General features: G+C 50.6%; 15 protein-coding genes. 8 read left to right on the top strand and 7 right to left on the bottom strand.

The features are described from left to right. Positions 1-17 precede the first annotated feature (17 nt). Together AC6R1A_RS17190 and rnm are read right to left on the bottom strand one after the other, a co-directional pair. The gene (locus AC6R1A_RS17190; RefSeq protein WP_334552436.1) at positions 18-638 is read right to left on the bottom strand and encodes an L-threonylcarbamoyladenylate synthase; all 621 of its coding nucleotides are present in this window, start codon (positions 636-638) and stop codon (positions 18-20) included. A gap of 45 nt (positions 639-683) precedes the next feature. Continuing rightward, positions 684-1,547, bottom strand: a complete 864-nt coding sequence (rnm, locus tag AC6R1A_RS17185) for an RNase RNM (RefSeq protein ID WP_500628628.1) — start codon at positions 1,545-1,547, stop codon at positions 684-686. 104 nt (positions 1,548-1,651) lie between these two features. Here rnm and AC6R1A_RS17180 point away from each other — a divergent pair, with 104 nt between their 5' ends. The 8 genes from AC6R1A_RS17180 (at position 1,652) to AC6R1A_RS17145 (ending at position 10,238) form a co-directional block, all read left to right on the top strand. After that, positions 1,652-1,816 carry a hypothetical protein gene (locus AC6R1A_RS17180; RefSeq protein WP_500633792.1) on the top strand — a complete coding sequence of 55 codons (165 nt, stop codon included), beginning with the start codon at positions 1,652-1,654 and terminating at the stop codon, positions 1,814-1,816. Between the two features lie 165 nt (positions 1,817-1,981). Then, positions 1,982-3,544: an anthranilate synthase component 1 gene (locus AC6R1A_RS17175; RefSeq protein WP_500633791.1), complete on the top strand. Its 1,563-nt coding sequence runs from the start codon at positions 1,982-1,984 to the stop codon at positions 3,542-3,544. 4 nt (positions 3,545-3,548) lie between these two features. Continuing rightward, positions 3,549-4,139 carry an aminodeoxychorismate/anthranilate synthase component II gene (locus AC6R1A_RS17170; RefSeq protein WP_500633790.1) on the top strand — a complete coding sequence of 197 codons (591 nt, stop codon included), beginning with the start codon at positions 3,549-3,551 and terminating at the stop codon, positions 4,137-4,139. Between the two features lie 16 nt (positions 4,140-4,155). Beyond that, on the top strand, positions 4,156-5,154 hold the full coding sequence (trpD, locus tag AC6R1A_RS17165) for an anthranilate phosphoribosyltransferase (protein ID WP_500633789.1): 999 nt from the start codon (positions 4,156-4,158) through the stop codon (positions 5,152-5,154). Positions 5,155-5,166: 12 nt separating this feature from the next. Further along, entirely contained in the window at positions 5,167-6,606 is a 1,440-nt protein-coding gene (gene trpCF / locus AC6R1A_RS17160; protein ID WP_500633788.1) for a bifunctional indole-3-glycerol-phosphate synthase TrpC/phosphoribosylanthranilate isomerase TrpF, read from the top strand. A gap of 40 nt (positions 6,607-6,646) precedes the next feature. Next, a complete protein-coding gene (gene trpB / locus AC6R1A_RS17155) occupies positions 6,647-7,837 on the top strand; it encodes a tryptophan synthase subunit beta (protein WP_500633787.1) in 1,191 nt (396 codons plus the stop codon). Continuing rightward, positions 7,837-8,643: a tryptophan synthase subunit alpha gene (gene trpA / locus AC6R1A_RS17150; RefSeq protein ID WP_500628635.1), complete on the top strand. Its 807-nt coding sequence runs from the start codon at positions 7,837-7,839 to the stop codon at positions 8,641-8,643. Before trpB ends, trpA begins: the two co-directional genes overlap by 1 nt. 338 nt (positions 8,644-8,981) lie before the next feature. Then, positions 8,982-10,238, top strand: coding sequence for a dicarboxylate/amino acid:cation symporter (locus AC6R1A_RS17145; protein ID WP_500633786.1), 1,257 nt, complete (start codon positions 8,982-8,984; stop codon positions 10,236-10,238). Positions 10,239-10,291: 53 nt separating this feature from the next. Here AC6R1A_RS17145 and AC6R1A_RS17140 read toward each other — a convergent pair whose 3' ends face one another. The 5 genes from AC6R1A_RS17140 to AC6R1A_RS17120 all read right to left on the bottom strand — a co-directional run bounded on the left by AC6R1A_RS17140 (position 10,292) and on the right by AC6R1A_RS17120 (position 19,559). Beyond that, a complete protein-coding gene (locus tag AC6R1A_RS17140; protein ID WP_500633815.1) occupies positions 10,292-10,858 on the bottom strand; it encodes an isochorismatase family protein in 567 nt (188 codons plus the stop codon). Positions 10,859-11,052: 194 nt separating this feature from the next. Then, positions 11,053-13,227: a catalase/peroxidase HPI gene (katG, locus tag AC6R1A_RS17135; RefSeq protein ID WP_500633785.1), complete on the bottom strand. Its 2,175-nt coding sequence runs from the start codon at positions 13,225-13,227 to the stop codon at positions 11,053-11,055. Positions 13,228-13,536: 309 nt separating this feature from the next. Continuing rightward, positions 13,537-14,019 (bottom strand): outer membrane beta-barrel protein, encoded by a 483-nt coding sequence (locus AC6R1A_RS17130; protein WP_487901182.1) that lies wholly within the window; start codon positions 14,017-14,019, stop codon positions 13,537-13,539. Positions 14,020-14,166: 147 nt separating this feature from the next. Next, entirely contained in the window at positions 14,167-18,090 is a 3,924-nt protein-coding gene (gene hrpA, locus AC6R1A_RS17125; RefSeq protein ID WP_500633784.1) for an ATP-dependent RNA helicase HrpA, read from the bottom strand. A 125-nt stretch (positions 18,091-18,215) separates the two neighbouring features. Further along, positions 18,216-19,559, bottom strand: coding sequence for a MipA/OmpV family protein (locus AC6R1A_RS17120; protein ID WP_500633783.1), 1,344 nt, complete (start codon positions 19,557-19,559; stop codon positions 18,216-18,218). Positions 19,560-19,568 lie beyond the last annotated feature (9 nt).

The raw sequence follows: 19,568 nt of genomic DNA, 5'->3' as shown, positions 1-19,568 counted from the left end.
AGATCACGTATTTTTGATCACTCAAACGGCTGCGGATCTCCTGCGCCAATGCGCGCGATGACTGGGTCACCATCACTAAAATCGACCACTGTGGTGGGCTGTTCGCCTAGGTATCCACCGTTGAGGATCACATCCACTGCATGCTCTAACTTATCACGAATGTCTTCCGGGTCTGACTCAGTGTGCTGGTTGCCCGGCAAGATAAGCGAGGTCGACATCAAAGGCTCGCCTAACGCTTCGAGTAAATCCAGAGCAATGCGATTATCAGGGACACGGATACCGATGGTTTTTCGCTTTGCGTTCATCAAACGGCGTGGGACTTCTTTCGTGCCTTTGAAGATAAAGGTGTACGGACCTGGCGTATTGTTTTTCAACAAGCGGAAGGCGGTGTTATCCACTCGAGCATAGAGTGACAACTCAGAGAGATCTCGACACAGTAGTGTAAAGTTGTGCTTCTCGTCCAAACGACGAATTTGACATATACGTTCAAGTGCCTGTTTGTTTTCAAGTTGGCAGCCAAGCGCATAACCAGAATCGGTAGGGTAAACCACAACCCCGCCGTTACGAATGATGGCGACCGCTTGGGTAATCAAACGTGCTTGCGGGTTTTCTGGGTGAACATAAAAAAACTGGCTCATAATAATCCTCAATATCGAGCCTCACGACTCTATAACACATCATGTTTAGTCTTGGCCAGTAAGGTCATCAGTGAGCGATAAGCCCCACTCTTTCCATACTGGTTCGACGCCAGAAGGCAGCCATAGATTGCGCCCCAGTTCCATCCAAGGAGAAGGATAATGGAAGTCGCTGCCTTGGGAAGCTAATAGTTTGTATTGTATAGCATAATCGGCCAAATTGCGTCTTTCTTGTTGGCTTTGTTGTGGCTGAGCCACTTCCATTGCATCGCCGTTGGCTTCCACAAATGCCGCCAACAGCCGCTTCAACCATTTGGCGGTTAAGTCATAGCGACCGGGGTGAGCGAGTACCGCTTGACCACCCGCGGCGTGAATGGCCTCTACCGCCTCAGACATTGAGCACCAACTGGGCGGCACGTAGCCGGGATTACCGCGTGTTAGATATTTTTTAAACACCTGTTGCATCGTCTTCGCAAAACCATTATCCACTAACCACTTGGCAAAATGCGCGCGAGTGATGGGCGCGTCGCCCGCGATGGCACTCACCTCTTCAAATATGCCTTCGCGGGTCGCTTTTTCTAAACGCTGCGCAATGAGCTGCGCTCGACCGACACGGTGCTGCTGTTGCTGCTCAATCAACTGGGTTAGTGACGAGGCATCAGGATCAATATTCAACCCGACAATATGAATGTCTTTGTTCTGCCATACGGTAGAGATCTCGATTCCATTGATTAAGGTAATGGGCAGCGCTTGCTCTTGGATGTAGGCGCGGGCAGGTGCGAGCGCCTCAACCGTATCGTGGTCACTGATCGCCAATACGTCAATGTTAAAGCCTAGCGCTCGGTCGATCAGTTCAGTGACGCTGAGTCGACCGTCTGAGGCGGTGGTATGGCTGTGTAAATCAATTCTCATATTTTCATTTTTTGGTTGACTTTTTACCTTTGCACTAGTTAACTAGTACGCAAATTCAGAGTCGTTGAGTTAGCTCGCTAACCGGCAAAACGTTAAGGCACACTATGTTACAAGAAATTAACCTAAATCAGAATGTGAAAATGATCGCTACCGATGCGATTCGCGTTCTGGTGGATACGATTTTTTGTTTGCCAACCACGTTTGCAACGCACGTTATGGTGTGGTGGCGCACTTGGCTACAGGCTAAGTGGGCAGTTGCACGTAAGTAATCGATTCTTCATCGTGTCATAGCCCGCTCCAATGCGGGCTTTTTGTTGTTTACAATTCTGGTTTAAGTGTTTAAAGAGTAGGCATTTTTTGCCAAATCTCGATTGGGTAAACCGATGCTTTATGCCACTATGGCACCAGGATATAAGAATGAATAAGGAGGTCTTGTGAACAAGGCCATTGAAATTAAAAAGCTAGGTCAACTTGATATCATTCAAGACAGTGCGCCGTATGCCAAAGACCCGACGCAGCTTTTCCACACCTTGTGTGAGAACAAAACAGATAGCCTGCTGCTTGAATCGGCAGAAATCGACTCGAAGCAAAACCTGAAAAGCTTGCTGATTGTTGACTCGGCAGTGCGCATCGTCTGTATGGGCCACAGTGTTACCTTAACTGCTCTCACAGCCAACGGCGAGCACCTACTTAACCATCTTCGCCACAATATTCGTGACACGATTCAACACCAAGCGACCCCAACCACGCTGACGCTGCATTTTGAGGCGCCGTGCGACACACTCGATGAGGACTCTCGTCTGCGCGAAGCATCGTCGTTCGATGCGTTACGTTTGATCCAACATAGCTTCGATCTCAAAGCGCACGATCAGCACGCTCTGTTTCTTGGCGGTTTATTTGCCTATGACTTGGTCGCCAATTTTGAGCCACTCGGTGATGCAACCCAAGCCAACCAATGTCCTGACTACGTCTTCTATGTGGCTGAAACTCTGTTGGTTGTCGACCACCAACGCGAAAGCTGCGAACTTCAAGCGACCCTATTTGCCAACGAGAGTGAAGCGCCGACGCTGCGCGCTCGTCTCGAGGCGATCAAAAGCCAGTGCCAAGCACTAAAACCTTTGCCTGAGGCAAAAAAATTGGCTCAAGTCGATGCCGTACCAAGCGTCAGCGATGATGATTTCTGCCAGACCGTTCGCGATCTCAAAGAGTACGTCGTTAAAGGTGATGTGTTTCAAGTGGTGCCGTCACGCCGATTTACCTTGCCCTGCCCTTCACCACTGGCGGCGTACAAAGCACTCAAAGAGAGCAACCCAAGCCCTTACATGTTCTACATGCAAGATGAACTCTTCACTTTGTTTGGCGCCTCACCTGAAAGTGCATTGAAATACGAAACCCACACCAACCAGGTCGAGATTTACCCTATTGCCGGCACCCGCCGTCGCGGTAAACGTGCAAACGGCGAGATTGATTTTGACCTCGATAGCCGAATTGAACTGGAGCTGCGCACAGACAAAAAAGAGAACGCCGAACACATGATGTTGGTGGATCTGGCGCGCAACGATGTCGCTCGCATCAGTGCAGCGGGGACACGGCACGTCGCCGATCTCCTCAAAGTGGACCGTTACAGCCACGTGATGCACCTCGTCTCACGTGTCGTGGGCCAACTGCGCAGCGACCTTGATGCGCTGCATGCCTACCAAGCGTGCATGAACATGGGCACCCTCACTGGCGCGCCAAAAATTCGCGCTATGCAATTGATTCGCGATGTCGAAGGTGCCAGACGCGGCAGCTATGGCGGTGCCGTCGGCTATTTAACTGGCGAAGGGACGCTCGATACCTGTATCGTTATTCGCTCGGCCTACGTTGAGAATGGTATTGCACAAGTCCAAGCGGGGGCTGGTGTGGTGTTTGATTCCGACCCACAAGCTGAAGCTGACGAAACCCGTGGCAAAGCACAGGCGGTGATTGCCGCTATTCAAGCGGCTCATAAGGAGTAATCTCATGGCGAACATCGTATTTATTGATAACTTCGACTCCTTTACCTACAACTTGGTCGACCAATTTCGTTCACTAGGTCACTCCGTCAAAATTTATCGCAACCACATTGCGGCCGAGGTGATTGAGCAAGCCGTTCATCAACTCGACAACCCAGTGGTGTTGCTGTCACCGGGTCCGGGGGCGCCGTCCGAAGCAGGCTCAATGCCAGAACTGATTACACGCCTAAAAGGCCAAGTACCGATGATCGGCATTTGCCTAGGCCACCAAGCGATTGTTGAAGCCTATGGTGGCGTGGTGGAAGGTGCAGGAGACATCGTTCATGGCAAGGTCTCCATGATGTCACATCAAAAGCACGCGACCTACGCAAACTTACCGTCACCGCTCGCCATCGCTCGTTACCACTCTTTAGTGGCCACCAAGGTGCCTGAGACGTTAACGGTCACGGCAGAAGTGGATGGCTTAGTGATGTCAGTGGTTCAAGAAGACGATAAAGTGTGTGGATTCCAGTTCCACCCAGAGTCGATTATGACGACTTATGGCGCCACACTGCTCGCCAACGCGATTGACTGGGCACTTGAGAAACAACACGGATAAGAATTGGAGAAGCACAATGGAAGCCATCATCAACAAACTGTATGACCAAACCTCACTGACGCAAGCTGAAAGCCAACAGCTGTTTGATGTCATTATCCGTGGCGAACTGGATCCGATCTTAATGGCCGCAGCGCTAACGGCGCTAAAAATCAAAGGGGAAACACCCGATGAGATTGCTGGCGCGGCCAAAGCTCTGCTGGCGAACGCCAATCCGTTCCCACGTCCAGATTACGATTTTGCCGACATCGTCGGCACCGGTGGCGACGGTCACGACACCATCAATATATCGACCACCGCAGCATTCGTCGCCGCCGCGTGTGGGCTAAAAGTGGCCAAACACGGCAACCGCAGCGTATCGAGCAAATCTGGCTCATCAGATTTACTCGACTCGTTTGGTATCAATCTCGCGATGAGCGCAGAAGAGACCCGTAAAGCGGTGGATGAACTTGGCGTCGCCTTTCTGTTCGCGCCGCAATATCACGGCGGCGTTCGTCATGCGATGCCGGTGCGCCAAACGATGAAAACTCGCACCATCTTTAACATTTTAGGCCCACTGATTAACCCTGCCCGCCCTAACATCGAATTGATGGGGGTATACAGTGAAGAACTGGTTCGTCCTATCGCTGAAACCATGTTACAAATGGGAATGAAGCGCGCGGCCGTGGTGCACGGCAGTGGCTTGGATGAAGTAGCCATTCATGGCCCGACAACGGTGGCTGAGATCAAAGAGGGGCAAATCATCGAATACACCCTCACTCCTGCGGATTTTGGCTTAGGTGAACACCCGCTAGAGGCGATCAAAGGTGGCTCGCCACAAGAAAACCAAGCCATCATTACCGATATGCTCACCGGGAAAGGCACAGAGGCGCAACTCGGGGCGGTCGCGGCAAACGTTGCGTTGTTGATGCGCTTATTTGGCCACGACGATCTCAAAGCCAACACTCAACAAGCCATCGAGGCAATGAATTCCGGTAAAGCGTTTGAGCTTGTTCAACGCCTTGCCGCCCACGCTTAAGGAATAGAGACCATGACTGACGTCAACACACCTTCAACGGAGCAACTCTCCGAACACGTCTCACAGCAAGAAGCACAAATGGCGGAAGTGCTGGCCAAGATCGTACGTGATAAGTACCAATGGGTCGCAGAGCGCAAAGTCGCCGAGCCTCTGAGCACATTTCAGTCAGCACTCGAGCCTTCTGACCGTAGCTTTTATGACGCGTTAAGCAGTGAACAAACGGTGTTCATTACCGAATGCAAAAAGGCCTCGCCATCGAAAGGGCTGATCCGCGATGATTTCAATCTGGACTACATCGCCTCTGTCTACGACAAGCATGCCAACGCTATCTCGGTACTGACCGATGAGAAATACTTCCAAGGCAGCTTCGATTTTCTGCCTCAAGTGCGCCGCCAAATGAGACAACCCGTGTTGTGTAAAGACTTTATGGTCGACAGCTACCAAGTCTACTTAGCTCGCCATTACAGCGCGGATGCGGTTCTGCTGATGCTCTCGGTACTTAATGATGAGCAATACAAAACGTTAGAGTCGGCGGCTCATAGCCTCAACATGGGCGTTTTGACCGAGGTGAGCAACGAAGAAGAGTTGCACCGCGCTGTTCAGCTAGGCGCCCGTGTCATTGGCATAAATAACCGTAACTTGCGCGACCTGAGCACCGATCTTAGTCGCACGAAAGCACTGGCGCCAACGCTGCGCGAACTTGCGCCAGACGCCATTATCATCTCAGAATCAGGCATTTATACCCACCAGCAAGTCCGAGATCTGGCCCACTACGCCGATGGCTTTTTGATTGGCAGCTCCTTAATGGCTGAAGAAGATCTGGAGCTAGCGGTGCGCAAAGTCACCCTAGGTGAAAACAAGGTGTGTGGTCTCACTCACCCTGATGATGCCGCCAAAGCGTACCACGCTGGCGCCGTGTTTGGCGGGCTGATTTTTGTCGACGCGTCTCCACGTTATGTCGACCTTGAAACCGCGCGCTTAACCATGAGCGGCGCGCCTTTGCGCTATGTCGGCGTGTTTCAAAACCAGCCGCTTGATAGCGTCACTGAGCGCGTACAATCCCTCGGTTTAAGCGCGGTGCAGCTACACGGCGATGAAGATGAGAACTACGTGCGCGAGCTGAAAGCCGCACTACCTGAAGGGGTTGAGATTTGGAAAGCGTACGGCATTAAAGATTCGCTCCCGACGCTTATCGCACAGGGAGTGGATCGTCATCTGTTGGACACCAAAGTGGGTAGCCAGACAGGCGGCACCGGTCTGGTGTTCAACTGGTCACTGATTGACAACCCTGAGCGCATCATGCTCGCCGGTGGAATCACCCCATTTAACGCCCAAAAAGCGGCCTCACAGGGCTGCCTCGGATTGGATCTCAATTCAGGGGTAGAAAGCGAGCCGGGTAAAAAAGATCAAGATAAGCTGCAACAAGCGTTTGCAGCCATTAGACATTACTGATTGCGCGAGCAATCGCGACAACATAGATAGGAATTACATCATGGCAAAACTCGACGCCTACTTTGGTGAATATGGCGGTCAATATGTCCCTCAAATCCTAGTCCCTGCACTTGAACAACTTGAGCAAGCCTTTATTGACGCGCAGCAGGATGATGACTTTCGCAGTGAGTTTATGTCTCTGCTACAAGAGTATGCAGGACGCCCAACCGCACTCACCTTGACGCGCAACCTCACCAAAGGCACCAAGACAAAGCTGTACCTGAAACGTGAAGATTTACTTCACGGCGGCGCGCATAAAACCAACCAAGTGTTAGGTCAAGCTCTGCTCGCTAAACGCATGGGTAAAGACGAGATCATCGCCGAAACAGGCGCGGGTCAACATGGGGTCGCCACCGCGTTGGCCTGCGCACTGCTTGGCCTTAAATGTCGCGTCTACATGGGGGCAAAAGATGTCGAACGTCAAAGCCCAAACGTGTTTCGCATGAAATTGATGGGCGCAGAGGTGATTCCCGTCCATTCTGGTTCATCGACATTGAAAGATGCGTGTAATGAAGCGCTGCGTGACTGGTCGGGCTCTTACGAAACCGCGCATTACCTCTTGGGTACGGCGGCAGGCCCGCACCCCTTCCCGACCATTGTACGTGAATTCCAGCGCATTATTGGCGAAGAGACCAAGAACCAGATTCTTGCCCGCGAAGGGCGCTTGCCTGATGCCGTGATTGCCTGTGTAGGCGGCGGTTCAAACGCCATCGGCATGTTTGCAGATTTTATTGAAGAAGAGAGCGTTCGCCTCATCGGTGTGGAACCCGCAGGCAAAGGCATCGATACGGACCAACACGGCGCACCGCTCAAACACGGTAAAACCGGTATTTTCTTTGGCATGAAAGCACCTCTGATGCAAGACGAGCACGGACAAGTCGAAGAGTCCTACTCAGTATCGGCTGGCTTGGATTTCCCATCGGTTGGTCCTCAGCACGCGCACCTCAATGCGATTGGCCGAGCGGAGTACGACAACGTCACTGACGACGAAGCCCTTGAAGCTTTCCAAGAACTCGCTCGTCATGAAGGCATCATTCCCGCACTCGAGTCTTCGCATGCCCTCGCTCACGCGCTGCGAATGGCGCGAGAAAATCCAGAAAAAGAGCAGTTGTTGGTCGTCAACCTATCCGGTCGTGGGGATAAAGACATTTTCACTGTGCACGCCCTATTAGAAGAAAAAGGAGTGATCTAATGAGCCGTTATCAAAACATGTTTGCGCGACTCGCTGAACGTAACCAAGGCGCATTTGTCCCCTTCGTCACTGTGTGTGATCCAAACCCAGACCAATCCCTGCGCATAATGCAGACCCTTGTCGAATCGGGTGCGGATGCGCTAGAGCTTGGCTTTCCGTTTTCAGATCCGCTGGCAGATGGCCCGACCATTCAAGGGGCCAACATTCGTGCCCTTGATGCCGGTGCGACACCCGATCTCTGTTTTGAGCAAATCGGCAAAATTCGCGCGCAATACCCTGAGCTACCGATCGGTCTGTTGATGTATGCCAACCTCGTCTACGCACGCGGTATTGAGCATTTTTACCAACGCTGTGCCCAAGTAGGCATTGATTCGGTATTGATCGCCGACGTTCCCACCAATGAAAGTGCCGAGTTTGTCGCCGCCGCGGAGAAATTTGGTGTACACCCGATTTTCATCGCCCCGCCGACCGCCAGTGACGAAACGTTGAAGCAGGTGGCTAGCCTAGGTGGTGGTTATACCTATTTGCTCTCACGTGCCGGGGTCACCGGTGCAGAAACCAAAGCGAATATGCCCGTTGATCATATGCTGGATAAACTGCGCCAGTTCGATGCGCCACCGGCGTTACTCGGTTTCGGTATTTCGCAGCCTAGTCAGGTCAAACAAGCGCTCGATGCCGGTGCAGCAGGCGCGATCTCTGGGTCGGCCGTGGTAAAAATCATCGAAACAAACCGCGAAGATTGTGAAAAAATGTTAACGGAACTCGCCACTTTCACTCGCGAGATGAAAGCGGCCACACAACGCTAACCCCTTTCCGTTTTACTTTCTATGAAGTCGGTTTCTCATTTTCGTGAGAAACCGAACATTTCATTAACAAAACAAACAACCCCTCCAATCAATCATTCCAGACCAAGTTATTCGCCAAGTCATTATATTTACCATTAAACCGAAACAAGCAAACGTTTGCTTTGTTGTGAAAACTTGTCGTTTATCAATAAATTTGTATTTTATTCCTCCGATCACTCCCTCCGACTATTGCCAATTGTAAAAATTACGTGTAAAAAACCTCACGATATTATTATCCAAAGATAAGTTTTCACTTAGAGGGTAATTCTAGGATTTTATAATTTATTAGCACAGAGGTTATGGAAGTGTTAAAAGAAAAGAGTTTGCTAAGCAACATCGGCGTGCAAGTCGTGATTGCAATGATCGTTGGTACTGCCGTTGGTGCCATGATGGGTGATGGCGCGACAGTATTTGCGCCTCTTGGTGCCATCTTTATCAACCTAATCAAGATGCTCGTGATTCCATTGGTCGCTGTGGCATTGATCTCAGGGGCTGCGGGTCTGGGCAACAGCTCAAATGCGGGTAAAGTGGGCATCACTACACTGGCCTACTTCGGCCTGACCTCTGCCGCTGCCGTTGCGCTTGCTTTGGTCATGGGTGAAGTCTTCAAACCGGGTCTAGGTATTGATGTCTCTGGTGTTGAAGGCATGTTCTCAGCTGAGTACGCTTCAAAGGGTGAACTTCCAACTTTCTGGGCAACCGTCACTGGTATGATCCCAACCAACGTTTTCCAATCACTCAATGATGCGAACATCCTTCAGATCCTTGTGTTCTGTCTGTTCTTTGGTATTGCGATTTCGAAGCAAGCGAAAGAACGCCGCGAACCTATCATCAACGGCGTAAACTGCATTGTTGACGCGATGGTTTGGATGATCAACAAAGTGATGATCATCGCTCCTATCGGTGTATTTGGCCTGATGGCTGAAGCAGTCGGTACGTTTGGATTTGGCGCACTCATGGTGGTATTCAAACTGTTCGTTGTCTACGTTGCCGCGATTCTTATCTTCGGTTTCATTGCCTACCCGCTGATGGTTCACATCTTCACGAAGACATCTGCGAAGAAGTTCCTAGTTGCAATGAAGAAGCCACAAGCGGTAGCACTGTCGACTGCCTCTTCAATGGCGACACTACCCGTCACCATGGACACCGTGGAGCACGAGCTGGGTGTGAAAAACTCAACGGCATCATTCGTACTGCCGCTAGGTGCGACCATCAACATGTCTGGTAACGCCATTTACTACGGCTTGGTAGCCATCTTCTTCGCACAACTGTTCAATATTGACCTATCGATGGGTGCATACATTGCGATCATCGTCACGTCGACTTTGGGTGCAGTGGGCCAAGCGGGCGTACCGGGTCCATCATTCCTTGTGGTTGCTGTCCTGCTTGCGGCGGGTATTCCAATCGAAGGTCTACCACTGCTGTTCGCTCTAGACCGTATTTTTGACATGATTCGTACTGCGCTTAACATCACAGGTGACGCAGCGTGTGCGGTTATCGTTGATGCATTGGTTGAAGAAGAGAAACAGCAAGAGCTGCAAAAGCAAGAAGCTTAATCGCAAGCCACTCGCTATTCATTGTCCAACGGCCTCATTACGAGGCCGTTTTGTTATCTTGGAGATTGCCGGGTGGAGAGTGATTTCACCAGGTTTAATAGCGCTTTAAAGTCAGGGTCTCGGCAATCTTTCACCAGTTCATAGAGCGCCATTTCCACGCTAGTCAGCGCTATACCGCTTCGCGCTATCTTCTCTAACGCCAACTGCTTGTTGCTCATCGTTCGCGATGATGTTGCGTCCACCACAAGATGAGGCTCCCATCCCAATCGCTTAAGTCCCAGCACAGTTTGATAGACGCAAATGTGCGTCTCTATGCCACACACTAACCACTGGGTTCGAGCGCTTTGATTGAGAGCCTCCACCACCGCTGGCTCAGCATTGGCGTCAAATGTCCATTTTGCCAATGGTTGATGCGGGGTTAAGGCGGCTTGAAGCTCAGGCGTGGTCGTACCCAATTTATCTGGGTGTTGCTCGACCCAGACAATAGGCAGCGCTAGCGTTTTCGCCGCTTCCACTAAGGCGAGACAATGCGCTATCAGCGCATCACTCTCTTGTACAAGACGCGCTAACTCACCTTGCACATCGATGATCAGCAACCCCGTGGTCTCCTTGTTCAACATCAGCGGTGGTTGGTTAGTCATGCCTGTTCCTTATTGGTTCGAGTCTCTCACATGGCAACACTGTGACCTATTTTGCTCATGATTGGAAACCTCTTTGATCACACTATTCACTACCCTCAACCTCTCACAAAAAATCCGCCACAAAAAAACCGCTCCGAAGAGCGGTTTGTGAAACTTAGACTAGGTAACAAGAGTTACGCTAAATCAAAACGATCCGCGTTCATAACTTTGGTCCACGCCGCGACGAAATCCTTAACCAATTTCTCTTGGTTATCGTCTTGTGCGTACACCTCAGCGTAAGCGCGCAGGATAGAGTTAGAACCAAAGACTAAGTCAACGCGTGTGGCTGTCCACTTAGTTTCGCCTGTCTTACGGTCATTGATGTGGTACAGGTTGCGACCTTTCGGCTCCCAACTGTACGCCATATCCGTTAGATTAACGAAGAAGTCGTTGGTCAGTACTCCGACACGGTCAGTAAACACACCATGCTCAGTACTAGCGTGATTAGTGCCAATAACGCGCAGACCGCCAAGCAGTACTGTCATTTCTGGCGCCGTTAGGCCCATCAACTGAGCTCGGTCGAGCAGCATTTCTTCTGGGTTCACCACGTAGTGTTTCTTCTGCCAGTTACGGAAACCATCCGCCAAAGGCTCCAGAACGTCGAAAGACTCCACGTCCGTCATCGCATCGGTCGCATCACCTCGACCCGGCACGAATGGAACAGGTAGATTGAACCCAGCCGCTTTAATCGCTTTTTCAACACCGACATTACCGGCAAGTACGATGGTATCCGCAACACTAGCGCCGAACTGCGCAGCAAGCGGTTCTAGCACCGCCAGTACCTTGGCTAAACGCTCAGGCTCGTTGCCTTCCCAGTTATTTTGTGGAGCAAGACGGATACGCGCACCGTTTGCACCGCCACGGTTATCCGAACCACGGAAGGTACGAGCGCTATCCCAAGCCGTTGTCACCAGTTCACTGACGCTCAAGCTGCTTGCTTCGATTGCCGCTTTCAAACCCGCAACATCGTAGTCGGATTTGCCTGCTGGGATTGGGTCTTGCCAAATTAAATCTTCCGCTGGAACATCAGGGCCAAAGTAACGTGCTTTCGGGCCAAGATCGCGGTGGGTTAACTTGAACCATGCTCTAGCAAATACTTCATCGAAATAGGCAGGATCTTTGTGGAAACGTTCAGAAATCTTACGGTACTCAGGATCCACTTTCAGCGCCATGTCAGCGTCTGTCATCATTGGATTGTAACGTTTTGATGAGTCTTCCACATCAACCGGCTTATCTTCTTCTGCGATATCCACCGGCTCCCACTGCCACGCGCCAGCTGGGCTCTTGGTGAGCTGCCACTCATACTTAAACAGCAAATCGAAGTAGCCGTCATCCCATTGGGTTGGGTTGGTTGTCCAGGCGCCTTCGATACCACTGGTCACTGTGTTGCGACCGATGCCCCGCGACTTGTGGTTCATCCAGCCCATGCCTTGCTCTTCAAGACCTGCGGCTTCTGGATCTGGACCAAGCTCGCCAGCGTCGCCGTTACCATGCGCTTTACCGACGGTGTGTCCACCTGCCGTCAGTGCCACTGTCTCTTCATCATTCATCGCCATACGCGCAAACGTCACGCGCATATCTTGAGCGGTTTTCAGTGGGTCTGGGTTACCATCGACCCCTTCTGGGTTAACGTAAATAAGACCCATCATAACCGCAGCCAATGGGTTTTCAAGATCACGCTCACCGGAGTAACGGCTATTCTCTGAGCCAGATGGCGCTAGCCACTCTTGCTCGCTACCCCAATAGATGTCTTTTTCTGGGTGCCAAATGTCTTCACGACCAAAGGCAAAACCAAAGGTCTTAAAGCCCATTGATTCATACGCCATATTACCGGCAAGAATCATCAAATCCGCCCAGCTGATTTTGTTGCCGTATTTGCGTTTGATTGGCCAAAGTAAGCGACGTGCTTTGTCTAGGTTGGCGTTATCTGGCCAAGAGTTGAGTGGTGCAAAGCGCTGATTACCGGTCGAACCGCCCCCGCGACCGTCCTCAGTACGGTAGCTACCTGCTGAGTGCCACGCCATACGAATCATCAAGCCACCATAGTGTCCCCAGTCTGCAGGCCACCACTCTTGGCTGTTGGTCATCAACGCTTTTAAATCTTGTTTAAGCGCGTCTACGTCGAGTTTTTTGAGCTCTTCTCTATAGTTGAAATCCGCGCCGAGAGGATTCGTTTTGCTGTCATGTTGATGCAAGATGTCTAGGTTCAACGCCTTTGGCCACCACGCGACATTGGATGAACTGGCATCGGTATGGCTACCGTGCATTACCGGGCATTGACCAGCCCCTTGAGTGCTTTGATCTTTCATTGCTTATCCCTTTCTTGCTCTTATGTATTTGTTCCTAAACCACATCTATGTTGGCAGGGGCACTGAAAACCCTATTTGATCTAAATCAAAAACACAGCCTGACGTTGTGTAGGAATTGCTTGAATTGACACAGGAAGCATAGAAAAGATTTGTCTATTTCACGAGGTTATTTCGCCTATATATTCAATCGTCAAAACCTATGGCTTAAGGTTTAGCCGGCTTACGCGAGGATTACGTTAAGGCTGGATGGGAAGGTATAAAACCCAAAAGCGGCCAATTTGGCCGCTTAAGAAATTTGGTAACCAAAGATTACAGGAAGTTCAATGACGCCGTTAGCGAGAACACACCCATGTCTTCTTTGTCCATTTTGTAGTTCTCATATTTGGCACCGACAGTGAGCGGGCCAAAGATTTGGTAGTCTGCACCCACACCAAGCATGATGTCGTAGCCATCATCTTCTAGTGCTGCGTTGCTTGAAGATTGCTCCCAAGAGTGCACGCCAGCTTTACCATACACTTGAAGGGGACCAAGGTTGATGCTTGGTTTTGCCGCAAAGTAAACGTTGTCTAGTTTGACCTTTGAAGTACCCGTCTCAAACTCACCAAGATTGTTATAGCCCGCCTCAAGGCCAATAAAAGGCAAAATACCCGTACCGACATGAACATTGTACGCCGTTGAACTATCTCCTAAGAAATCCGAGTTACCGACTGAAGCGCCCCCGTAAATCCATGAGTCTGCTGACGCGGTCGCTGATGCCCCAATCAAAGCGAGCGCTAGTAGTGTTTTTTTCATAATTAACCTTCTCTCGTTTAAAAAGGTAATGGAGAGTAGCAAGCGGCAATCCATTACCTGTCAATCGTCAAAATACCGTACCGTGATTAAACCTAAGCAAGTATTATGCCTACCTATTCACTGCTTAATCGTACTCGGTAAGTAACCTTAGATATCATCTATCGCATTCTTCACCCGTTTGTCTGACACCGGGTAAGGCGTACCCAATTGCTGAGCAAAGTAACTGACACGCAGCTCCTCTATCATCCAGCGGATCTCTTTAACGGACTCAGGAATCGCCATCCCTTTAGGGATCTTATTGAGCAGCTCCTTGTAATCATTGGTCACTGACTCAATTTTCAGCATATGCAGCCTATCTTTATTCGGGTCGATGGGTAGTTTTTCCATCCGTCGTTCAATCGCTTTCATGTAACGCAAGATGTCTGGTAATCGCTTCCAGCCGCATTCCGTCGCAAACCCTTTGAAGATCAACCCCTCGATTTGCGCTTTGATGTCTGATAAGGCGAACGCCATCGTAAAGTCGATTTTGCCTTTGAGCTTTTTGTTGATGCTAAACGCGGTCGTTAATATTGTTTCGACTTGCTTGGCGATATCCACGACCGTGTCGCCAAGCTCGCCGCGTACATGCTCTTTCAGCTGCTCAAACTTTTCAGGCTGCCACACCAAGCCGCCCTGCTCTTCAATGAGCTTATCGACGCCACACGCGATACAGTCGTCAATCAAGTCCATCACTTTGCCATACGGGTTAAAGTAGAGACCGAGTTTCGATTTGTTGGGCAGATTGGCGTGCAGATACTTAATCGGCGATGGCACATTGAGCAAAATCAAACGGCGCTGACCCGCTTGCATTGCTTGAATCTGCTCTTGCTCGGTTTCAAATAGCTTGATTTCTACGCTGTCTTTGCTATCAATGATGGCAGGGTAAGCTTTGACATCATACCCACCCCGCTTCTGCTGGTAGACTTTTGGCAGTTCACCAAAACTCCACGTGTGCAGACCTTGCTGTTCGATATCATCATCGGCCACTTTCGATAACGTCTCTTGCACCTGCTCTTTCAGGCTCTCTTTGAGCGCATGCAAATCGCTGTTCTCTTTCAGTTTACGGTTGCGATGATCAACCGCGCGGAACGTCACTTTCAAATGATCAGGGAGCTGAGCAAGATTCCAATCTTCACGTAACACTTCCACACCCGTCATGCGGCGCAGCTCTTTTTCCAATGCATCGAGCAGTGGCAGCGCCATCGGCGTCACACGGGCAAGAAAGGCATCCGCGTAGTTGGGCGCGGGGACAAAGTTTTTCCGCACCGTTTTGGGCAAGGATTTAATCAGGCTGACAACCAACTCATGGCGCAGGCCAGGTATTTGCCAGTCAAACCCCACGGGTTCCACTTGGTTCAAAATCGGCAGTGGAATGTGCACAGTGACGCCGTCACTATTCTCACCGGGCTCGAACTGATAGCTCAATTTGAGTTTGAGACCATTTTGATACCAGAAATTTGGGTAATCGAGCTCAGTCACATGGCTCGCATCACCTTTGAACAGCATCTTTTTTTCGAAGTTGAGCAGCTCAGAGTTCTCTTTTTCCGCCGCTTTCCACCAAGTATCGAAATGGCGCCCAGAAACGACGTCCGTCCCCACACGCTGATCGTAAAAATCAAACAGCTCATCATCATCGACCAAAATATCTCGTCGACGTGACTTGTGTTCGAGCTCTTCCACTTCTTGGAGTAGCTTACGGTTTTGCTTGAAGAAAGCGTGTTTGGTTTCCCACTCTCCCTCAACCAATGCGCTGCGAATGAAGATTTCGCGGCTGACCGCAGCATCAATCGTTCCGTAGTTGACTAAGCGCTTGGGTACAATAGGGATGCCATACAGCATCACTTTTTCATACGCCATGACCGCTGCGCGTTTCTTCGACCAATGAGGCTCACTGTGGCTTCGTTTGATTAGGTGCTTCGCTAGAGGTTCCACCCACTCAGGCTGAATCTTGGCAATAATGCGGCCCCAAAGTTTGGATGTTTCCACCAGCTCGGCAGAGACAATCCACTTAGGTTGCTTTTTGAATAGGCCAGAGGCAGGAAAGATATGAAAACGCGCATTGCGCGCCCCTTGGTACTCATTCTTCTCCTGATCTTTCATACCGATATGAGACAATAGCCCCACTAGCAGTGCACTGTGCACCCCTTGGTAACTCGCAGGCTCATCATTGAGTTTGGCATCCATCTCTCGCATTGACTGATGCAGTTGGAAATAGACATCTTGCCACTCACGAATTCGCAAGTAGTTGAGATAGTCCTCTTTACACTGCTTACGGAACTGGTTGCCTGTCAATTTTTTCTGCTGCTTTTGGATGTAATCCCATAGGTTAACGAAGGTCAGAAAGTCCGACTCTTCATGGAAAAAGCGGCGATGTTTATCATCGGACGATTGCTGTTTGTCGCTTGGGCGCTCCCTCGGATCCTGAATAGAGAGCGCAGAGGCAATCACCATCACCTCGTTGAGTGCGCCATACTTCGGCGCTTCCAACACCATACGCGCCAAACGTGGGTCAATCGGTAAGCGAGCCAATTGACGCCCAGTCGGAGTAAGACGTTTTTTCGGATCTTTGGCTTTTTCGTTGATCGCCCCAAGCTCTTCGAGCAAACGCACACCGTCTTGGATGTTGCGCTTATCAGGCGCTTCAACAAATGGGAAAGCTTCGATGTCACCAAGACCCAGAGCCGTCATCTGCAAAATGACCGACGCTAAGTTGGTGCGTAAGATCTCAGGATCGGTAAACTCTGGGCGAGAGTTAAAATCCTCTTCTGAGTAGAGGCGAATACAGATCCCCTCTTCCACACGTCCACAACGACCCTTACGCTGATTGGCGCTGGCTTGTGAAATGGGCTCAATCGGTAAGCGCTGAACTTTGGTGCGGTAACTATAACGACTGATGCGCGCCGTACCAGGATCAATCACGTATTTGATTCCCGGTACCGTTAGCGAGGTTTCCGCGACGTTGGTCGCGAGCACAATTCGACGCCCTGCGTGAGGTTGGAAAATTTTGTTCTGCTCACCTGCAGACAATCGCGCGTACAAAGGCACAATTTCGGTACTTTTCAGGTTGCGCTTAGCGAGTGCGTCCGCGGTGTCGCGAATTTCACGCTCACCGTTCATGAAGATCAAAATGTCGCCGAGCCCTTCATCGCACAGCTCATCCACCGCATCAAAAATACCTTCAAGCTGATCACGATCGCTTTCGTCTTCACCGCTCAGTGGGCGATAGCGCGTCTCCACTGGGTAGGTTCTACCAGAAACTTCAATGATCGGAGCCTGGTTGAAGTGCTTTGAAAAACGTTCTGGATCGATGGTCGCCGAGGTAATGATGATTTTCAGATCAGGGCGCTTTGGCAACAGCTCTTTCAGATAGCCGAGGATGAAATCAATGTTCAGACTGCGCTCGTGCGCTTCATCGATAATGATGGTGTCGTATTGATTGAGAAAACGATCGTGTTGAATTTCAGCCAGCAAAATACCGTCTGTCATCAACTTGATCTGGGTGTTGTCAGAAATCTGATCGTTAAAACGCACTTTGTAGCCGACAAACTCGCCGAGCGGCGTTTCCATCTCTTCAGCAATACGGTTCGCTACTGAGCGCGCTGCAAGACGACGGGGCTGGGTATGGCCAATCAAGCCATACTGACCACGGCCAAGCTCGGCACAAATTTTAGGCAACTGAGTCGTTTTACCTGAGCCGGTTTCACCGGCCACAATCACGACCTGATGCTCAGCAATCGCCTTCGCGATGTCGTCTTTCTTTTGACTGACCGGCAGCTGCGCTGGGTAGTCGATAGTCGGCGTGTGTTGCCCTCGCAGCTCGGCCTGCATGATAGACTTGGCCATATCGAGTGCGATGTCATCAAACGCGGCATGACGCGCCGCGTCCTTTTTGATTTTACTTGCCCCGCTGATGCGTTTACTGAAACGAAAGCGATCGCGAAGCATACACTGCTCCAGCGCCTTACGTAATTGAGCGGGTGAATTCACTTGCGCGGCTGGCGCGCTCTTTTTATCTGGCTGTGACGAGGTCAAAGCATGTCCTATTTTGTTACTGTCGATAAAACTGCGCGGATTGTATCACAACTGTGTCGCGACGCGCCCGTCGCAAACATACTGGGCGCGTGACAGGGAAAAGGAGGCGCTAATACGCCGACTCATTAGAACTCGTATTGCAGATACACGGTATTGTAATTGCTGCCACCTTTAATACGACCATACTGAGAGGCTTTTTCGAAAATGGCGCTGCGATGATGCAGAGAGTAGCCAAACCAGAGACGTTTCAGGTCGGTATTGCCGAGCAATGACCCCACATTGACATCAAATGAGAAATCAAGATAGTTGAGAAGCTTGCTGGGTTCTCTATCTTTACGTTCCATTTCTGTCCCCTCAATATGGGTGATGCTGTCAATGTACGACATCCCCTCCGCGACGCCAAAGCGCCATTGCGTTGGCCAGTTGAACGTGTAGTAGGCTTTGATCGCCGCGACGTATTCGGTTGACGCCGATTGTACGTCCGATGACCAGTGGTGAACGATCCCTGGCGTCAAATAAATATCCAGCGGCAAGCCAAACAACTCATCCGTTAAGGGATGGCCATAGAACAGCGACGTCAACTGGTTGTTATCAGGATCTTTTTCCGCATCAAAACGGAAGATTTCACCGATATTCGATGGTGTCGCCCAACCGTGTGCGACACGAAGATAACGATGGTTATTCAGCTCAGAATTTGGCAAGCGTGCTTGATCATTAAAAAAGCCAAAGCCGAGAAACAGCTCGCCTTGATAGCGGTCTTGGACAATGTTGGCCTGATAGGCATTGTCATCAAGGCGCGTCACACTGGTCTCACCCAAAAGATAGAGATTTGAGATCACATGATAACGGGCACTCATTCCCACATTCACATCAACGCCTGCCCCGACTGTCTCGCCGCTAAACTCGGACATCGCGTAGTAGTAGCTGTTGAAGTCAGCGTCTTTGTAGCGCACTTTGGCATACGGTGACCATTGCCAATCACCCGACTGATATTCCCCTTTAAACGTCAGGTTGGCGTGAAAGCGAAAATCCGAATCCGCCATTAACTCGGTATTCATTCGCCATTCATCATTGATCTTATATTGTGCTTGTAATCCGGCGTCTAGCGTGTCGGTGATAAGCTGGTTTTGCTTTGAGGCAGGGACGTCGACAAATCGCAAGCGCATCAACGCATTAAGTTGCCATTGTTCGCTGTCGTCACGCCAAAGATGCGCCCCGCCTTCAGTGCCATCGATGTAAAAGGTGTCGCCGCTAAAAAACAGCATAGGAATGAAGGTGTTGACCGATTGATCGCCAGTCGTCGTATCAAATGGGATGGACGCAGTACGCACCATGGCTGCAATGCCCCACTGCTGCTCACTTTGCGTAACCGGTTGAGAGACGTCTGCGTGAGCAGTACTGACGCCGGCTAAAGTGAGCGCTGCGGTGCAGGAAAACGAGCGCCAATGAAGAGATGAGATTGTTGCCATTTTGTATCC

This window comes from Vibrio sp. R10-SG3-ISO3 (genome assembly GCF_059834225.1).
This window is presented reverse-complemented; position numbering and strand designations above follow the sequence as displayed.